Origin of the sequence: Phenylobacterium sp. 58.2.17 (assembly GCF_026411515.1) — a bacterium.
Taxonomy (GTDB): Bacteria; Pseudomonadota; Alphaproteobacteria; order Caulobacterales; family Caulobacteraceae; genus Phenylobacterium.
Window position 1 is genome coordinate 59,931 of the sequence record NZ_JAPMTQ010000013.1, and the last position, 16,108, is coordinate 76,038.

The 16,108-nt window shown below is 69.4% G+C and carries 17 protein-coding genes; 7 read left to right on the forward strand and 10 right to left on the reverse strand.

The features are described from left to right. Positions 1 to 48: 48 nt before the first annotated feature. On the reverse strand, positions 49 to 1,422 hold the full coding sequence (locus tag OUA97_RS11115; protein ID WP_267231957.1) for a metallophosphoesterase family protein: 1,374 nt from the start codon (positions 1,420 to 1,422) through the stop codon (positions 49 to 51). A gap of 376 nt (positions 1,423 to 1,798) precedes the next feature. Here OUA97_RS11115 and OUA97_RS11120 point away from each other — a divergent pair, with 376 nt between their 5' ends. Then, on the forward strand, positions 1,799 to 2,221 hold the full coding sequence (locus OUA97_RS11120; protein WP_267231958.1) for a YybH family protein: 423 nt from the start codon (positions 1,799 to 1,801) through the stop codon (positions 2,219 to 2,221). A gap of 49 nt (positions 2,222 to 2,270) precedes the next feature. On the opposite strand, the gene OUA97_RS11125 is transcribed toward OUA97_RS11120, so the two are convergent. The 4 genes from OUA97_RS11125 to hrcA form a co-directional block, all read right to left on the reverse strand. Then, positions 2,271 to 3,770, reverse strand: a complete 1,500-nt coding sequence (locus OUA97_RS11125; RefSeq protein ID WP_267231959.1) for an arylsulfatase — start codon at positions 3,768 to 3,770, stop codon at positions 2,271 to 2,273. A 119-nt stretch (positions 3,771 to 3,889) separates the two neighbouring features. Continuing rightward, on the reverse strand, positions 3,890 to 4,486 hold the full coding sequence (locus OUA97_RS11130) for a YoaK family protein (protein WP_267231960.1): 597 nt from the start codon (positions 4,484 to 4,486) through the stop codon (positions 3,890 to 3,892). A gap of 70 nt (positions 4,487 to 4,556) precedes the next feature. Further along, positions 4,557 to 5,168 carry a nucleotide exchange factor GrpE gene (grpE, locus tag OUA97_RS11135; RefSeq protein ID WP_267231961.1) on the reverse strand — a complete coding sequence of 204 codons (612 nt, stop codon included), beginning with the start codon at positions 5,166 to 5,168 and terminating at the stop codon, positions 4,557 to 4,559. 11 nt (positions 5,169 to 5,179) lie between these two features. Continuing rightward, positions 5,180 to 6,250: a heat-inducible transcriptional repressor HrcA gene (hrcA, locus tag OUA97_RS11140; protein ID WP_267231962.1), complete on the reverse strand. Its 1,071-nt coding sequence runs from the start codon at positions 6,248 to 6,250 to the stop codon at positions 5,180 to 5,182. 110 nt (positions 6,251 to 6,360) lie between these two features. Between hrcA and rph the strand changes: the two genes are divergently transcribed. Next, complete coding sequence (rph, locus tag OUA97_RS11145; protein WP_267231963.1) at positions 6,361 to 7,077, forward strand: ribonuclease PH; 717 nt, start codon at positions 6,361 to 6,363, stop codon at positions 7,075 to 7,077. Positions 7,078 to 7,769: 692 nt separating this feature from the next. On the opposite strand, the gene OUA97_RS11150 is transcribed toward rph, so the two are convergent. Then, complete coding sequence (locus OUA97_RS11150) at positions 7,770 to 8,243, reverse strand: GFA family protein (RefSeq protein ID WP_267231964.1); 474 nt, start codon at positions 8,241 to 8,243, stop codon at positions 7,770 to 7,772. A 152-nt stretch (positions 8,244 to 8,395) separates the two neighbouring features. Between OUA97_RS11150 and OUA97_RS11155 the strand changes: the two genes are divergently transcribed. Next, complete coding sequence (locus OUA97_RS11155; protein WP_267231965.1) at positions 8,396 to 8,671, forward strand: hypothetical protein; 276 nt, start codon at positions 8,396 to 8,398, stop codon at positions 8,669 to 8,671. 57 nt (positions 8,672 to 8,728) lie between these two features. Here OUA97_RS11155 and OUA97_RS11160 read toward each other — a convergent pair whose 3' ends face one another. Genes OUA97_RS11160 through OUA97_RS11170 form a run of 3 tightly spaced genes read right to left on the reverse strand, consistent with a single transcriptional unit; the run spans position 8,729 to position 10,889 of the window. Next, positions 8,729 to 9,208: a GFA family protein gene (locus OUA97_RS11160; protein WP_267231966.1), complete on the reverse strand. Its 480-nt coding sequence runs from the start codon at positions 9,206 to 9,208 to the stop codon at positions 8,729 to 8,731. 57 nt (positions 9,209 to 9,265) lie between these two features. After that, positions 9,266 to 10,081 carry a hypothetical protein gene (locus OUA97_RS11165; RefSeq protein WP_267231967.1) on the reverse strand — a complete coding sequence of 272 codons (816 nt, stop codon included), beginning with the start codon at positions 10,079 to 10,081 and terminating at the stop codon, positions 9,266 to 9,268. Between the two features lie 10 nt (positions 10,082 to 10,091). Continuing rightward, a complete protein-coding gene (locus OUA97_RS11170; RefSeq protein ID WP_267231968.1) occupies positions 10,092 to 10,889 on the reverse strand; it encodes a hypothetical protein in 798 nt (265 codons plus the stop codon). 190 nt (positions 10,890 to 11,079) lie between these two features. Here OUA97_RS11170 and hisC point away from each other — a divergent pair, with 190 nt between their 5' ends. Both hisC and OUA97_RS11180 read left to right on the forward strand, forming a co-directional pair. Then, complete coding sequence (hisC, locus tag OUA97_RS11175; protein ID WP_267231969.1) at positions 11,080 to 12,138, forward strand: histidinol-phosphate transaminase; 1,059 nt, start codon at positions 11,080 to 11,082, stop codon at positions 12,136 to 12,138. 33 nt (positions 12,139 to 12,171) lie between these two features. Continuing rightward, positions 12,172 to 12,441: a hypothetical protein gene (locus OUA97_RS11180; RefSeq protein ID WP_267231970.1), complete on the forward strand. Its 270-nt coding sequence runs from the start codon at positions 12,172 to 12,174 to the stop codon at positions 12,439 to 12,441. 98 nt (positions 12,442 to 12,539) lie between these two features. On the opposite strand, the gene OUA97_RS11185 is transcribed toward OUA97_RS11180, so the two are convergent. Next, positions 12,540 to 13,055, reverse strand: a complete 516-nt coding sequence (locus OUA97_RS11185; RefSeq protein ID WP_267231971.1) for a D-glycero-alpha-D-manno-heptose-1,7-bisphosphate 7-phosphatase — start codon at positions 13,053 to 13,055, stop codon at positions 12,540 to 12,542. Positions 13,056 to 13,172: 117 nt separating this feature from the next. Here OUA97_RS11185 and OUA97_RS11190 point away from each other — a divergent pair, with 117 nt between their 5' ends. After that, positions 13,173 to 14,972, forward strand: a complete 1,800-nt coding sequence (locus OUA97_RS11190; protein ID WP_267231972.1) for a dipeptide ABC transporter ATP-binding protein — start codon at positions 13,173 to 13,175, stop codon at positions 14,970 to 14,972. Positions 14,973 to 15,029: 57 nt separating this feature from the next. Then, positions 15,030 to 16,094, forward strand: a complete 1,065-nt coding sequence (locus OUA97_RS11195) for a mannose-1-phosphate guanylyltransferase (RefSeq protein WP_267231973.1) — start codon at positions 15,030 to 15,032, stop codon at positions 16,092 to 16,094. The last annotated feature ends 14 nt before the right edge of the window (positions 16,095 to 16,108 follow it).

A 16,108-nucleotide genomic window follows, 5' to 3' on the forward strand; every position in this document is an offset into this window, starting at 1 on the left:
GGGCGCTTCGGACAGTCGCCCGCCATCTCTTCCAGGGCCGCGCGATGGTCAGATGGCGAACTCACGCCATCCCCAATGCGCCATCAGGCCGGCGCCGGGGAACGTCTCGCCGTCCAAGCCCGCCCCGACGCGCCAAATCGGCGGCCAATCGATCTCTTCCACACCGGTCGGGCTGGCGCCGATCATCGACGACCACGGCGATGCGCGGTCTATCCGCCATAGAAGTCCGCCCGCCCCCATGGCGGGACAGATCCGCAGGTCCAGAGCAAACGGCGCCTCATCGCCGAGGGCCGGCCCGTGCCAGAAATGGGGGCTCCGACCGGGGGTGCGCGCGATGATCGCGGTGAGCCGCTGCTCAGGCCCGCGCAGTCCGATCCAAATCGCCGGAAGCTTCCCGGGCGCGTTTGCGCAGAACAGTGTTTGCGGCCGGGCGACCGAAGCTGCCGCGGCGCCCGCAAACGAGAGGTCGAGGACGCCGCGTTCGGCCAACCGCGCCTTGAGGGGGGCCTCTTGGGGGCCGAGGCTCAGCGGGTGCGGCGCCGCGAACTCGGGCAACGGCCACGCCAGCTGCTCGCGCCGCCGCCCGCTCTCGTCGAGCACCTGGTAGCGGAGACCGGCGTCGTCGAGAGCGGCTTGCACGCAGTGGAGGTATTCCACGCCCTCCGGCATTCTGTGAGCCGTCCCGGCGCCGGCGGTGCAGAGCTGCAGAACCCCGCGGTGAACCTGCACGTCAAAGGCGAGGATGTGGCTGCAGACATAGGCCAGGACGCCCTCTCGAACGAGCAGGTCCCACATCGCGCGCCCGTGCTCGGGGCCGATGTCGCGCTGATAGGCGCCCGAGAAACCGTTCACCGAATGGACCGGATGGTGGCCGACGACGATCTTGCGGGCGGCGTCCCGATGTTCGGTGAGGATGCTTTCGAGCCAAGCGACGTCGACATAGCCCTCTCCGCCCAAGTCCGTGGCCAGCGTGTGGACGAAGACCAGCAAAAGGTCGCCCTGCCGCACGTAGTAAGAAAGGCCCTCCTGACCGGGTGGGCCGTTGCGCGGCATGCCGAGCACCTCGCCGAACACCCGCTCGCTCATGCGGTCATAGGCCGTGTGATTGCCGGTCGCGTGCCAGATCGGCGTAGCGGTCCGGTCGAGCCATGCCATTTCGGTCTCCAGCCAATGTCGCCATTGCGCGCGAAGGTCGGCCTCGTCCGGTGTTAGCCCGACGATCTCGTCGCCCGGAAAGATCACGAATTCAGGGGGCGGTTCGAGACGGCGCACCACCTCGCACACCCGGGCGAACGTAGTTTCGTGCAGGGCGCCCGGCACGCCTGAGCATGCATCGCCGAAAACGACGAACTGCCAGCCGGCGCCTCGTGGCGACAGGGCCGGAATGGCCGCGGCGTCGGCATGCTTGTCTGCATTGTTCATGGGGCGTCCCTGAAACAAAAAAGCCCGCCTGGAGAGGCGGGCGTATCAACGGTGATCTGATGACTGACGGTTGGGAGCTCTAGCCCAAGCAGCAGCGCACAATCGGCCGTGACGCCCAAGAGCGTCGGCGTCGGATCGAGGTTGTGCGGTCAAGAGACATCTCGTCAAAGTCGTCGCGCGAGAGGCCTATTGTCAACCGGCGTTTCGGCTGTCGGCGAACAGGCAAGGCTCAAGCTCGGCGTCCCGACCTTCGTCGGAACGAGCCGCCTGGCCGTGCGCCAGGGCGGAGCTTCCGCGCAGCGTCTCCGGTGAACGCCTGATCGGTCGGCGGCTGCGGCGGCGTCATGCTCGGCGGCGCTGATCAGGGAGCGAGACGATGGCGGTTCAATCGAGCGATGCGGAGGCGGCGGCGGCCGCGGTCGGGCGCTATATCGCGGCGTTCAACGCCGGGGACGCGGGGGCGATGGCGGCGTGCTTCGCCACGCCCGGGACGATCCTGGACGGGATGGCGCCGCACCTGTGGCACGGGCCGAGCGCGGCGACGGACTGGTATGGCGACGTGCTGGCCGAAGGCGAGCACCTGGGAGCGCGCGACTACCACGTGACCCTGGGGGCGCCGCTGCATGCCGACGTCAACGGCGAGGCCGCCTATGTGGTGTCGCCCGCCACCATGACCTTCAAGTTGAAGGGCCAGCGGGTCATCCAGACGGGGGCGACCTTCACGACCGCGCTGCGCAAGGGCGCGGACGGCTGGCGGATCTCGGCCTGGGCCTGGGCCAAGGGCCAGGCGACGACCTAGGGGCCGCTCGCTGGAAGCCGGCCGATGCCGGCTTCCAGCGGCGCGGGGCTCAGGAGGCGCCGGTCGCGCCGAACTGCAGCGTGTCCATCACCTTCTCGAGGTTGAAGCTTCCCGCCCGCTGGGCCGGCGGGAATTCCTTCAGGGTTTCGAGATACTCGCCGATGATGTCCTGGCACGGCACCAGGATGAACGCGCGGTCGAGATACCAGTCCCAGTAGGTGTTCGACGTGATGTCGGCGAACTCGTAGGGATCGGTGCGCAGGTTGTAGAGCTTGGGAATGCGGCCGGTGACGAACGGCCGGCCCCAGATCTCCAGAGTGCCCTCGACCTTCTGCTCCATGAACACGACTTTCCAGTTGTCCATGCGCAGCCCGGCCACTTCGCCTTCGTCAGTGAAATAGATGAAGCCCTTGCGCGGGCTCTTCTCGCCCTTGGTCAGGTGGCCGACCAGGCTGTCGCCGTCGAGGTGGGACTTGAACTTCTTGCCGTTGAGGGTGGCGCCCTTCTTGAGGTCGTCCTTGATCGTGCCGGCGCCCGCCATCTCGGCGAAGGTCGGCAGCCAATCGAGGTGCGAGACGATGTCGTTCGAGACCGAGCCCGCCGGAATCTTGCCGGGCCAGCGCACCATGGCCGGCACCCGATAGGCGCCTTCCCAGCTGGTGTTCTTTTCCGAGCGGAACGGGGTCGTGCCGGCGTCGGGCCACGAGTTGCAGTGCGGGCCGTTGTCGGTCGAGTACATGACGAAGGTGTCGTCGGCGATGCCGAGCTCATCGATGAGGTCGAGCAGCACGCCGATCGCCTTGTCGTGGTCGATCATCACGTCGTGATACTCGCTCTGCCACCGCCCGGCCTGGCCGCGGCTGGCCGGCTTCACGTGGGTGCGGAAGTGCATGTGCGTGGTGTTGAACCAGACGAAGAACGGCACGCCGGCCTTCACCTGATCGCGAATGAAGGCGACCGCCTTTTCGGTGACCTCGTCGTCGATCGTCTCCATGCGCTTCTTGGTCAGCGGGCCGGTGTCCTCGATCGACTGGCCGCCCTTGCCGTCGGCCTTGCAGTGCAGCACGCCGCGCGGGCCGAAGCGCTTGCGGAAGTTGGGGAATTCCTTGGGGTCCGGATAGTCGGGGTTCTCCGGCTCTTCCTCGGCGTTCAGGTGGTAGAGGTTGCCGAAGAACTCGTCGAAGCCATGCATCGTCGGCAACTGCTCGTCGCGGTCGCCGAGGTGGTTCTTGCCGAACTGGCCGGTGGCGTAGCCCTGCTGCTTGAGCACGGTGGCGATGGTCGGGATCGAGTCCTTCATCCCCTCCTTGGCGCCGGGCATGCCGACCTTGGTGAGACCGGTGCGAAGCCCGCCCTGCCCGGTGATGAAGCTGGCGCGGCCGGCCGTGCAGCTCTGCTCGGCGTAGTAGTCGGTGAACAGCATGCCTTCATTGGCGACGCGGTCGATGTTGGGCGTTCGGTAGCCCATCATGCCCTTGGTGAAACAACTGAGGTTCGACTGACCGATATCGTCGCCCCACATGACCAGAATGTTGGGTTTCTTCGCCACGGCAATTCTCCTCGCCCGCAAGACCAGGGCGAGATTTTCGCGTCCGGCGCGGCGGGCCGACATCGGGTTTTACCCGCGTGCTGCGAGGCGAATGTCTGGAGGCGGGGCGCGGGCGGCGCTCAGGCCGTGACCGGCGCCAGGTCGAGGCGAGCGGCGGCGAGCGCCAGCAGCGCCATGGCGGCCGCGGCGATCCAGAGGGCGCCGGGGCCGAGCCGGTGGAAGGCCAGGGCGCCGAGGGCGGCGCCGGCGACGAGGCCCAGCCACAGCAGCAGGTGCGGCGCCCAGCCGAAGCGATCGCCGCCCATCAGCGCTGCGGTGATCGCCTTGCCGAGCTTGACCAGGGCGCCGGTCATGTAGGTCAGGCCGAGGCGGACCTCGCCGTCCTGGGCGAAAACGGTGTTCTCGGCCCCCATGGCGAAGGCCAGGACCAGAATGGCGGCCGGCAGGGGCGCAAGCGCGGCGAGCGTGGCGGCCAGCGCCAGGGCGAGGCTGACGAAGGCCAGCACCGCCGGCCCGCGCCGGGCGCCGGCCTTGCGGCCGAGGAAGGCCCCGGTCGAGACCCCGGCCACGAAGGCGGCGATCAGCGCCAGGGCCAGGCCGGCGTAGCTCGCGCCCTCGGCCAGCCCCACCGCCAGGCGGGTGGAGTTGCCGCTCATGAACGAGACGAAGAAGCCGCCGGTCAGCAGGAAGCCGACGGCGTCCACGTAGCCGGCCACGGCTGAAAGGCCGCTGGCCAGCAGTCGAACCCGGCCGTTGAGACGTTTCAGCTCGCCCCCTCCTGGCTGCTTAAGCCTTGGTGTCGACCGAGCCGCCGGACTCGCCGTCGCCCACGGCGTAGGGATTGGCGGACGGGGCCGGTTCGGCGGCGGGCGGCAGGTCGGCGCCCGAGCCCTTGGCGGCGACCACGACCATGGCCGGCCGGATCAGCCGGCCGAGCAGCTCGTAGCCCGGCTGCAGCACCTGGATGACGCCGCCGGCGGCGACGTCGGGGGCGGGCTGCTCCATCATCGCCTGATGCTGGTGCGGGTCGAACTTCTCGCCCTTCGGCGGGTCGATCTTCTTCAGGCCGTTGTTCTCGAAGGCGCTCATCAGCGACTTCTGGGTCATCTCCATGCCGACCACGAAGCTCTTCACCGCGGGGTCGTCGACCGGCGCGGCCAGGGCGCGGTCGAGGGTGTCGGCGACGGTCAGCAGGTCGCGGCCGAACTTCTGGATCGCGAAGGCGCGAGCGTCGTTGGCCTCGCGCTCGGCCCGGCGCTTGGAATTCTCCGCGTCGGCGGCGACGCGCAGCATCTGGTCCTTGAGGGCCTGAACCTCGGCCTTCAGGGCGATGATCTCGTCGACGGCGGCGTCGGCGACGTCGTTGAATTCTTCGGCCGGCGTTTGATCGTCGGACATCTTGTAATCCTCTAAGCGTTCGTCACCTGGGACAGCACGCGGGCGGTATAGTCCACCAGCGGGATGACCCGGGCATAGTTTAGGCGGGCGGGACCGATCACGCCGATCGCGCCCAGCACCTTTTGCCGGCCCGTCATATAGGGCGCGGCGATGACGGCGGAACCCGAAAGGGAAAAGAGTCGCGTTTCGGCGCCGATGTAGATGCGCACGCCCTGGGCGTCCCGCACGTCGTCGAGCAAACCGATCAGCTGCTCCTTTTGTTCGAGGTCGTCGAACAGCATGCGCACGCGTTCGAGGTCGTCGAGGGTCTCGCGGTCGCCCAGCAGGTTGGCGCGGCCGCGGACGATCAGGGCGCGGCCCTCGCCGTCGCCGCCGCTCCAGGCGGCCATGCCGTCCTCGACCAGCCGGGCGGCGGCCTCGTTGAGCTGGCGGCGGGCGGCTTCCAGCTCGAGGCGGATCTCGAGCCCGGCCTCGCCCAGGGTGCGGCCGCGCAGCCGGGCGTTCATGAAGTTCGAGGCTTCCTGCAGCGAGGAGGGGGTGACGCCGGCCGCCAGCCGCATCAGCCGGTTCTCGACCACGCCGTCCTCGAACACCATCACCGCCAGGGCCTGGTCGGCCGACAGGGCGACGAACTCGACGTGCTTGACGCCGGCGTCCCGCACCGGAGTGACGACGATGCCGGCCCCGCCGGCGAGGCCCGAGAGGATGGCCGAGGCCTCGTTCAAGGCCTCCTCGAAGTTGCGGCCCTTGGCCGAGAGCCGGGCCTCGATGTTGCGGCGGTCCTCCTCGGCGACGTCGCCGACCTCGAGCAGGCCGTCGACGAACAGCCGCAGGCCGGCGTGGGTCGGCACCCGGCCGGCGCTGACGTGCGGCGCGCCGAGCAGGCCGAGCTGGGTCAGGTCCTGCATGGTGTTGCGGATCGAGGCCGGCGACAGGTGCACGCCGCCCTTGGAGAGGGTGCGCGAGCCGACCGGCTCGCCGGTCTCCAGGTAGCTCTCCACGACGCGGCGGAAGATTTCGCGGGCGCGTTCGTCGAGTTCACCGAGCGAAGGCCCGGAGGAAAGCAGCGGGTTGGTCACCACGGGCGGCGGTGCTCGGTCTGGGCCATGGACGGAACCTCTTTCATCTAGGATAAGCCGCCGGACGCAAGACGCCAGACCCATCCGTTTTTCCAATAGCCCGCAGGACCGCCATGCGCCCCTCCGACCGCACCCCCGACATGCTTCGCACCGTGACCCTGGAGACCGGGGTCAACCGCTATGCCGAGGGCTCCTGCCTGGTCAGCTTCGGCCACACCAAGGTGCTGGTCACCGCCAGCGTCGAGGAACGGGTGCCCGGCTTCATGCGTGGCCGCGGCGTGGGCTGGGTGACGGCCGAGTACGGCATGCTGCCGCGCGCGACCCACACCCGCGGCCGCCGCGAGGCCTCGGAGGGCAAGCAGTCGGGCCGCACCCAGGAGATCCAGCGGCTGATCGGCCGCTCGATGCGCGCGGTGGTCGATCCGGCGGCGCTGGGCGAGCGGCAGATCTCGATCGACTGCGATGTCATCCAGGCCGACGGCGGCACCCGCACGGCGGCGATCACCGGCGCCTGGGTGGCGCTGCGCATGGCCACGCAGTACCTGCTGGACGAGGGCGTGATCTCCAAGGACCCGATCGTCGACCAGGTCGCGGCGGTGTCGTGCGGCGTCTACAACGACACCCCGGTGCTGGACCTGGAGTACGAAGAGGACTCCAACGCCGAGGCCGACGCCAATTTCGTGCTGACCGGCAAGGGCGACATCGTCGAGATCCAGGCGACCGGCGAGAAGCGCGGCTTCACCCAGGACGAATTCGAGCAGCTGTTCAGCCTGGCCCGCAAGGGCATCGGCGAGCTGTGCGAGGCCCAGCGCGCGGCGACCGGCAAGTAGGAACGCATTGCTCCTCCGCTGGGGGAGCCGTCAGCCGGAAGGCTGACTGAGGGGGCTGCTGACTCGGGCGGGCCCCCTCCGTCTCGGCGGGTTGCGCCGATCCACCTCCCCAAGGGGGGGAGGAATTGTCTTGAGACATTCCGGAAACGAAAAACCCCGCCCCGGGGAGGACGGGGCGGGGTTCTCGTATCTAGACGGGCGGCTGGGGGAGGAGGGGCGCCGCGGCGCGTCTAGAGGCCGTTCAGCAGATAGCGGAACGACGATGCCGGCATGCGCGCAAGCTCGCGGGCGAAGGGGCCCATCATCCAGTCGATGACGCGTTCGATAGCGTTAGCCATGCCCATCTCCTTTGTGTGCGGCGCAGCATAATGTTGCGGTGCAAATAGGGATGTCTTGGCGACTATGCAATGGGCGCGGGGTGGTTTTTTGCATTCCGCAGCTCAAATTAGGGCATGTTCGACCGATTGGGGCGGAAATGTCGCACCCGATCCAGCGGGCGCTCGCCGGCGATGGCGCCGCTCGCGAGAATTTCCGCGCGAGCAAACGCGGCTTTCTGGCCGGGGAGCTGGGGGCGGGGTAAACGTCGACCTGCGGGTCGGCTGCTGTTGCTCAGCTACCGGCGCGAGGACGGTTCAGGTTTGCGTAGCGACGGCTATGCGGCGGGCGTCACCTGTCGCGGCGAGCGCAGGCAGCTAGGGCCTCGGCGGCCACTCGGCGGTGTCGTGGTCGGGGTGCTGGTAGGAGACGATGCTGGCCAGGTGAGCGGCGGCCCGCGGCTCGTCGGCGGCGTGCACCGGCAGGGCCGCGAGCCCGGCGAAATACGGCAGCTCGGCCGGCGAGGCGAGCTGCACGCGGGGCGCCACGTCGGCCGGGCGGTCGAGGGCGCCGATGGCCAGCCCCACATCGCCGTCGCCGTACTCGTAAGTCAGCGGCGTGCCGCAGTCGGCGCAGAAGCCGCGGGCGACCTTGTTCGAACTCTGGAAACGCCTGAGCTGGCCGCGGGTCCAGACCACAGCCTGGCGGGGGGCGCCGACATAGGGCCCGAAGAGGCCGCCGGTCGCCTTCTGGCACATGCGGCAATGACAGATCGAGGCGTCGCCAAGTTCGCCGTCGACGCGGAAGCGTATGGCTCCGCACTGGCATCCGCCGGTGATGTTCGTCGTCATGTCCGCGTCTCCGCACGCCCAGGCGGTGATGCTACCCGTTTGGCGGGAAGGCGGTAGAGCCGATTTTCCGAGGCCGCAGCGACGCCGAACCGGCCTTTGCCCGATACGGGTCCGGGTCTAGTCTGGCGGGCGGGGGCTAAGGGAAGAAAGCCATGAGTGACGCTGTCGGCCCTGGCGACCTGGTTCTCTGCGTCAACGCCGCCCCAAACCATGTCACGGGAAGACCGGTGCCCCTGCAGGCCGGCGAAACCTACCGGGTGATCGCGGTCATGGAGTTCGCCTGCCCATGCGGACGGTCCGACGCGCTGCTCGACGTCGGCATCGACTTCGCCTGGTGCCAGACGCGCTTCCGGCTGCTGCCCAAGCCCAAGGCGCAGGCTCGGACGCGCCGGGTTTCGGCGCCCAAGGAGACCGAGCCGGTGGGCTGAACCTCAGCCGAGGCGGCCCGCGGCGCCGTGGTCCACGGGCGCGCGCGAAATGGGGCGTCAGAGGTCCTCCGGCGGCGTCTTTCTGCGCCGGGGGCGTTCGCGCATCACGCCGGGATAGCCTTTGAGCGGCGAAAGCGGGGCGCCGTCGTAGATCCAGTCGGCCTGTTCGGGCAGGCCGAGGTGATAGCGCGGCTCGCGGCCGGTGCGGGTGGCGAACACGCCGCGCGGAATATTGACCATTTTCGGCGAGCGCGGCCGCTCATAGAGCATCGGCGTGCCGCAGCGGCTGCAGAAGCTGCGGACGACGCCGGTCTCCGGGTCTTCGTAGCGGGTCAGGTGCTCCTCGCCCTCCAGCAGCCGCAGGCGCGAGCGCCAGGAGCCGACATAGGTGGCGTAGGCCCCGCCGTGGGCGCGGCGGCCGGCCGCCGAATGATCGTGCCAGGCCCAGACGGCGGGGACGTCGATCTCCAGGTGGACGGCGCCGCAGGCGCAGGCGCCTTCGGATTGGACGGCGGAGCGTTTGGCCTCTTGCAGCATCTGGATTCTCGCGGCGGCGGACCGGGAGCCTAGCGCATGGGGCCGTGACGTGCGGGACTATCTGGCGGCGACGGGGGCGACGGGTTTGGGCGCGGCCAGTCCCCTCAGCAGGGCGTGGATGGCCATGATCGCCCCGGCCATCTCGCAGAGCTCCTCGAGAATGATCAGGCGGGTCCAGGTCAGGCCGGTGTGGCCGATGGAGGCGATCCAGCCCCGGTGGACGGCCGAGCTGACGGTTTCGAAGCCCAGCGACCCGACCAGGAACAGGAGGCCCGCGAGGATCAGGCACGCGGCGACGTCGCGCCGGATCCGCAGGAGGAACGGTACGAGCAGGGCCGCAACCGACGCCGCCAGCATGCCCGCCACCACGACCCAGTTGTAGTAGAAGGAGTCCGCGACGCCCCTCGCTTCCTGGAGGAGGTCGCCGGTCGGGTCCAGAATGCGTTCGTGAAGCGAGGCGCCTTCGTCGAGCGACAACAAGAGGAAGACGCCGCCGAGCAGGATCCACGACCAGCGGACGATCGCATCGCGGCCAAGCTCGCAGCGGGCGGAGGCCAGCGCCAGCCCGCCGGCCATCGCCCACAGCAAGGCCGAATACCAGGTCGGAACGTTGTTCTCGCTGTCCAGGTCGAAGAGCTGGAACAGCAGTCGGGACAGCTCCGAGCCGCCGGGGGCGACGCCGTAAGGATTGAGGCGATGCGCCGCGACATAGGCGCCGCCGAGCAGCAGGGCGACCAGCAGCAGCCGGATCGGAAATCCGTAGACGGAGACGCGAACGTCGGGAATGCGCGCGGCCGGACGTATCTCTGCGCGCCAGACCGCCCCTTTCCGCTGAAGGTTGTAGCGACCTTCGCCTCTTGCCTCGACGACCATGGTCCTGGCTCTAGCCGTGGGCCGGCTGCTTGGGCGCACTCGTCAGCATGCTCGGCTCTGGCGACGCGACCGCGGCCGGCGAGAGGGCCAGCGACCACAGCAGGGCATGCACCGCGAGGATGGCGCCGATCATCTCGAGCACCTCCTCGACGAAGATCAGGCGGTGCCAGCTGATGCGGAACACGTCGGTCGAGGCGATCAAGCCGGCCTCGTAGGACGAGCCGATGGTCTCGATGGCCAGGGATCCCGACAGGAACACGCCGCCCGCGAGGATCAGACGCGCCGCGACGCCTCTGGGAATGCGCAGGAGGAACGGCACGAACAGGCCGGCGACCAAGAGCACCAGGAGCATCCCCATCGGGGCCCAGCTATAATAGAAGGAATCGGCCAAGCCGAGCGAGCGCTTGATGGTGTCCCCGGCCAGGCCGAGCAGGCGTTCGTGCAGGGATCCGACCTCGTCCAGCGACAGCAGCAGGAAGACGCCGCCGAGCAGGGACCATGACAGGCGCCTGTGGGCGTCGGGGCTGAACTCGCGGCGTGACGCGACCATGGCCAGGCCGGCGGCCATCGCCCAGACCATGGAGGTGAACCAGGTCGGGACGTTGTTCTCGCCGTTGAGGTCGAACAGCTCGAACAGCAGTCGGGACGCCTCGGAACGGCCGGGCTCTATGCCGTAGGGATTGATTTTCTGCGCCACCACATAGGCGACGCCCAGCGCGCAGGCGACCAGCAGCAGGCGGATCGGAAAGCGGTAAGGCGATAGGCTGAAGGCCGGAATATGGGCTGCGCCGCCCTCTGCTGAATTCAACTTTTCTCTCCCCGCCCTTTCGAGCGCCGTTTTGTTCAGCACCCGGATTGACTCAGTATTGTTCGACGGGCGGCGAGGCCGCAACCTGCAATGCTCGCTGATTGTAGGCCTTCCCTTGGGGCGTGTGTTTTGTTCTGGACTTGGCGGCGGCCCGGTTGCTTAGAGGGCCCATGCAATGCAAGAGCCGGGCATGAGCCGTTTCTGGAGCGACCTGACCCACCAGCTGAAGCCCTATGTGCCGGGCGAGCAGCCGAAGATCGCGGGCCTGGTCAAGCTGAACACCAACGAGAGCCCGACCGGGCCGTCCCCCAAGGCGATGGCGGCGATCGCGGCCGAGGCGGCGGACACCCTGCGGCTCTATCCGGACCCCGAGGCCCGCGCCCTGCGCGAGACCCTGGCCCGCCATCACGGCGTGAGCCCCGACCAGGTGTTCGTCGGCAACGGTTCGGACGAGGTGCTGGCCCATGCCTTCGCCGCGCTCCTGAAGCGCGAGGCGCCGCTGCTGTTTCCCGACATCACCTACAGCTTCTATCCGGTCTATTGCGGGCTCTATTCCATCGCTTACGAGACCGTGCCGCTGGACGACCAGATGGCGGTTCGGGTCGAGGACTATCGCCGGCCGGCCGGGGCGATCATCCTGCCCAACCCCAACGCCCCGACCGGGGTGGCCCTGAGTCGCGCGCAGATCAAGCAGCTGCTGGACGAGCATCCCGACATCCCGGTGGTGATCGACGAGGCCTATGTCGACTTCGGCGCCGAGAGCGCGATCCCGCTGGTGGCCGAGCATCCGAACCTGCTGGTCGTGCAGACCATGTCGAAGTCGCGGGCGCTGGCCGGCCTGCGGGTCGGCTATGCAATCGGCGATGCGGCGCTGATCGAGGGGCTGGTGCGGGTCAAGGACAGCTTCAATTCCTATCCGCTGGGCCGGCCGGCCCAGGCCGGGGCCATCGCCTCGGTCGAGGACGACGCGTTCTTCCGGGCGTCGTGCGCGGCGGTGATCGAAGGGCGCGGACGGCTGACCGCGGGGCTGGAGGCGCTGGGCTTTGCGGTGCTGCCGTCGAGCGCCAACTTCGTGTTCGCCCGGCACGGGGCGCGGGGCGGGGCGGAACTGGCTGCGGCGCTGCGCGAGCGGGCGGTGATCGTGCGCCACTTCGGGGCGGCGCGGACCGCCGACTACCTGCGGATCACGGTCGGGACCCCGGCGCAGACGCAGCGGCTGCTGGACGCCCTGGGGGAAATCCTCGGCTAGCGCCTGCGGCGAGGCGGGGCCTAAGCTGGCCCCATGAGATGGAGCCGGGTGCTGGCGGGCGTCTATGCGGCGCTGTGCCTTGGAGCGTTGGCGCTGATCCCGATCAGCTCGCGCGGCTGGTTCGGGGCCCCCCCGGACCCGCTGGCCGGCGTGCTGGCGATCGTGCTGGCCATGCCCTGGAGCTTCGCCCTGCAATGGCTGCACGGCGGGCCGTGGCCCGGGATGCTGGTGGTGCTGGCCGGGATGGCGGCCAATGTCGGGGTGATCCTCTGGCTCGGCCGGGTCTCGCGGCGGCGGCTCTAGAGCAATTTCCGATCTGATTGGATCGGAAATTGCTCAAGACTCTTTGAATTTAGATCATTTTCTTCGCCGAACCGGTAGCCACTTCGGCGGAAAATGCTCTAGGCGACGACCACCTCGGCCTTCAGGAACTCGGCCAGGTTGCCGCCGGTGAAGTGCAGGGCGCGGACGCCGGCGCGGGCGGCGGCCTGCAGGTCGGAGTCCTTGTCGCCGACCATCAGCGAGCGCGACAGGTCGACCGGCCATTCCGAAATCGCGCGCAGCAGCATGCCGGGGTTGGGCTTGCGGTCCGGCGGATCGGGATGGCGGTAGACGTCGACCTGGGCGTCGGGATGCTGTGGGCAGTAGTAGTAGGCGTCGATGCGGGCGCCGACCTCGTCCAGGCTTTCGCTCATCCTGGCGTGCAGGGCGATGACGTCGTCCTCGGCGTAGTAGCCGCGGCCGACCCCCGACTGGTTGGTGACCACGAACACCCACCAGCCGGCGGCGTTGAAGGCGGCCACCGCCTCGCGGGCGCCGGGGATCCAGTGGAAGTCCTCCCAGCGGTGCACATAGCCGGGGTCTTCGTTCAGCACGCCGTCGCGGTCGAGGAACAGGGCGGGGCGGGGGATACTCATCGGGCGCTGACTCTCGGGTTCGCCATCCTATAGCCAAAGACTTGGGGCCCTGCGCGTGGTTTCGCCATGGCCGCGCACCGGTCTATGGTCGGCGCCTGTTTTTGATCCGAGGTCGAGTTGGCCGAGCCAGTCCTTTCCATCGACGATCTGAAGATCGACTTCAAAACCCATGACGGGATCGTCAGCGCCGTGCGCGGCGTCTCCTTGAGCGTCGCCCGCGGCGAGGTGCTGGGGGTGGTCGGCGAGAGCGGGTCGGGCAAGAGCCAGACCTTCATGGCCGCGATGGGCCTGCTGGCGGCCAACGGCCGGGCGAGCGGCTCGATCAAATTCAAGGGCCAGGAGCTGCTGGGGCTGAAACCCCGGGCGCTGAACAAGATACGCGGCTCCAAGATGACCATGATCTTCCAGGACCCGCTGACGGCGCTGACGCCGCACGTGCGGATCGGCGAGCAGATCGCCGAGCCGTTGCGGCTGCACCTGGGGATGGGCGACGCCGCCGCCAAGGCCAAGGCGCTGGAGTGGCTGAAGCATGTGCGCATCCCCGAGGCGGGGCGGCGGATGAGCCAGTACCCGCACGAGCTGTCGGGCGGTATGCGCCAGCGGGTGATGATCGCCGCGGCCATGGCCTGCGCGCCGGAGCTGCTGATCGCCGACGAGCCGACCACGGCGCTGGACGTGACCGTACAGGCCGAGATCCTGGACCTGATGGCCGAACTCGGCCGCGAGACGGGCACGGCGATGGTGCTGATCACCCACGACATGGGGGTGATCGCGCGGCTGGCCGACCGGGTCTGCGTGATGAAGGACGGGGCCTATGTCGAGGAGGGCGAAGCCGCCGCCCTGTTCGCCGCGCCGCAGGACCCCTACACCCAGGCGCTGCTGGCGGCGATCCCGCGGCTGGACCGCGCGGACCGCGGCGGACGTCCGACCCTCGATCCCGTTTCGGCCGACGCCCCGGTGGTGGTCGAGGCGCAGGACATCGAGGTCCACTTCCCGGTCCACCAGGGGATGTTCGGGGCCAAGGCCTTGCTGCGCGCCGTCGACGGGGTGTCGTTCAAGGTGCGCCAGGGCGAGACCCTGGGCGTGGTCGGCGAGAGCGGCTGCGGCAAGTCCACCCTGTCGCGGGCGGTGCTGAACCTGATCCCGGCGACCGGCGGGGCGGTGAGCGTGCTGGGCCGCGACATCACCCATGCCGACCGCGAGTCGATGCGCGCCGCCCGCCGCGACCTGCAGATCGTGTTCCAGGACCCGCTGGCCAGCCTCGACCCGCGCATGACCATCGGCGATTCCATCGCCGAGCCGCTGAGCGTGTTCCGCCCCGAGCTGAAGGGCGCGGCGCGCGAGGCGCAGGTGCGCGCGATGATGGAGCGGGCGGGGCTCTCGACGGCGCTGATCAACCGCTATCCGCATGAGCTGTCGGGCGGCCAGAACCAGCGGGTCGGGATCGCCCGTGCGATGATCCTGGAGCCGAAGCTGGTGATCTGCGACGAGGCGGTCTCGGCGCTCGACGTCTCGATCCGCGCCCAGATCATCGACCTGCTGATCGAGCTGCAGAAGCAGATGGGCATGGCGATGATCTTCATCAGCCACGACCTGGCGGTGGTGCGCGAGATCAGCCACCGGGTGATGGTGCTGTATCTGGGCCGGGTGATGGAGGAGGCGAGCGGCGAGCAGCTCTATGCCGACCCGCAGCACCCCTACACCAAGGCCCTGTTGTCGGCGGCGCCGATCCCCGATCCGGCGCGCGAGCGCAGCCGCGCGCGGATCAAGCTGATCGGCGAGCCGCCCTCGCCGATGGATCCCAGGAGCGCGCTGCGCTTCCTGCCTTCCAGGCTGACGGCGGAGGGACCGGTCTATGTGCCGCAGCTGAAGGAAGTGGCCCCCGGCCACCTGGTCAGCGAATACGACCCGGCATGAGCGGCCGCCCAAGCCGGGATGACGCCCGGGGATGACGAACGCGGCGGGAGTTGCAGCATGACCACCAAGATCATTCCCGTGCTGATGTCGGGCGGGGCCGGGACGCGGCTATGGCCGCTGTCGCGGACCGGGCGACCCAAGCAGTTCCACCGGCTGGGCGGGCAGCACAGCCTGATCCAGGACACGGCCCTGCGGCTGACCGGCGAGGACTTTGCGGCTCCCGTGGTGGTCTGCGCGGCGGCGCACGCCGACCTGGCGCGCGAGCAGTTGCAGGCGGTGGGGATCACGCCGCAGGCGCTGATCACCGAACCGGCCCCGCGCAACACCGCCCCGGCCTCGGTGGCGGCCGCCGCGTTCGGCGCGCAGATCGATCCGCAGGCGCTGATGGTGCTGATGCACGCCGACAACCTGGTCGCCGACGTCGCCGCCCTGCACGGCGCGATCGAGGCCGGGCGGGCGGCTGCGGAGGCCGGTGAGATCGTGCTGCTGGGCCTGAAGCCCACCGGCCCCTCGACGCTCTACGGTTATATCCAGGCCCAGGGTGACGGCGCAGTGCGCAAGGTGGCGCGGTTCGTCGAGAAGCCGGACCTGGCGACAGCCCAGCAGTTCGTGGCCGATCCCAACTTCACCTGGAACGGCGGGATGTTCCTGTTCAAGGCCGGGGCGTTCCTGGACGAGGCGCGGCGGCTGGCCCCCGAGGTCACGGCGGCGGCGCAGGCGGCGGTCGAGGGCGCGGCGCAGGCGGGCGACCTGGTGGCGCTGTCGCCGGCGTTCCTGGAGGCGCCGAGCATCGCCATCGACGTGGCGGTGATGGAGAAGACCGACCGCGCCAGCGTGGTCGAGGCCGACATCGGCTGGGCCGACGTCGGCAACTGGGGCGCGCTCTGGGAGTTGTCGGACAGGACCGAGCGCGGCGACGCCCTGGAGGGCGAGGTGGTGGCGGTCGAGACCAAGGACTGCCTGGCCCGCACCGATGGGCCGGTCGTGGTGCTGGCCGGGGTCGAGGACCTGGTGGTCGTGGTCGAGAACGGGGTGGTGCTGGTCACCCGCCGCGACGCGCCCGCCGCCGTGCGGGCCGGGGTCGAGGCGCTGAAGGCCGGCGGGCGTGGCGACCTGCTCTAGCTGAAGGAACAAGC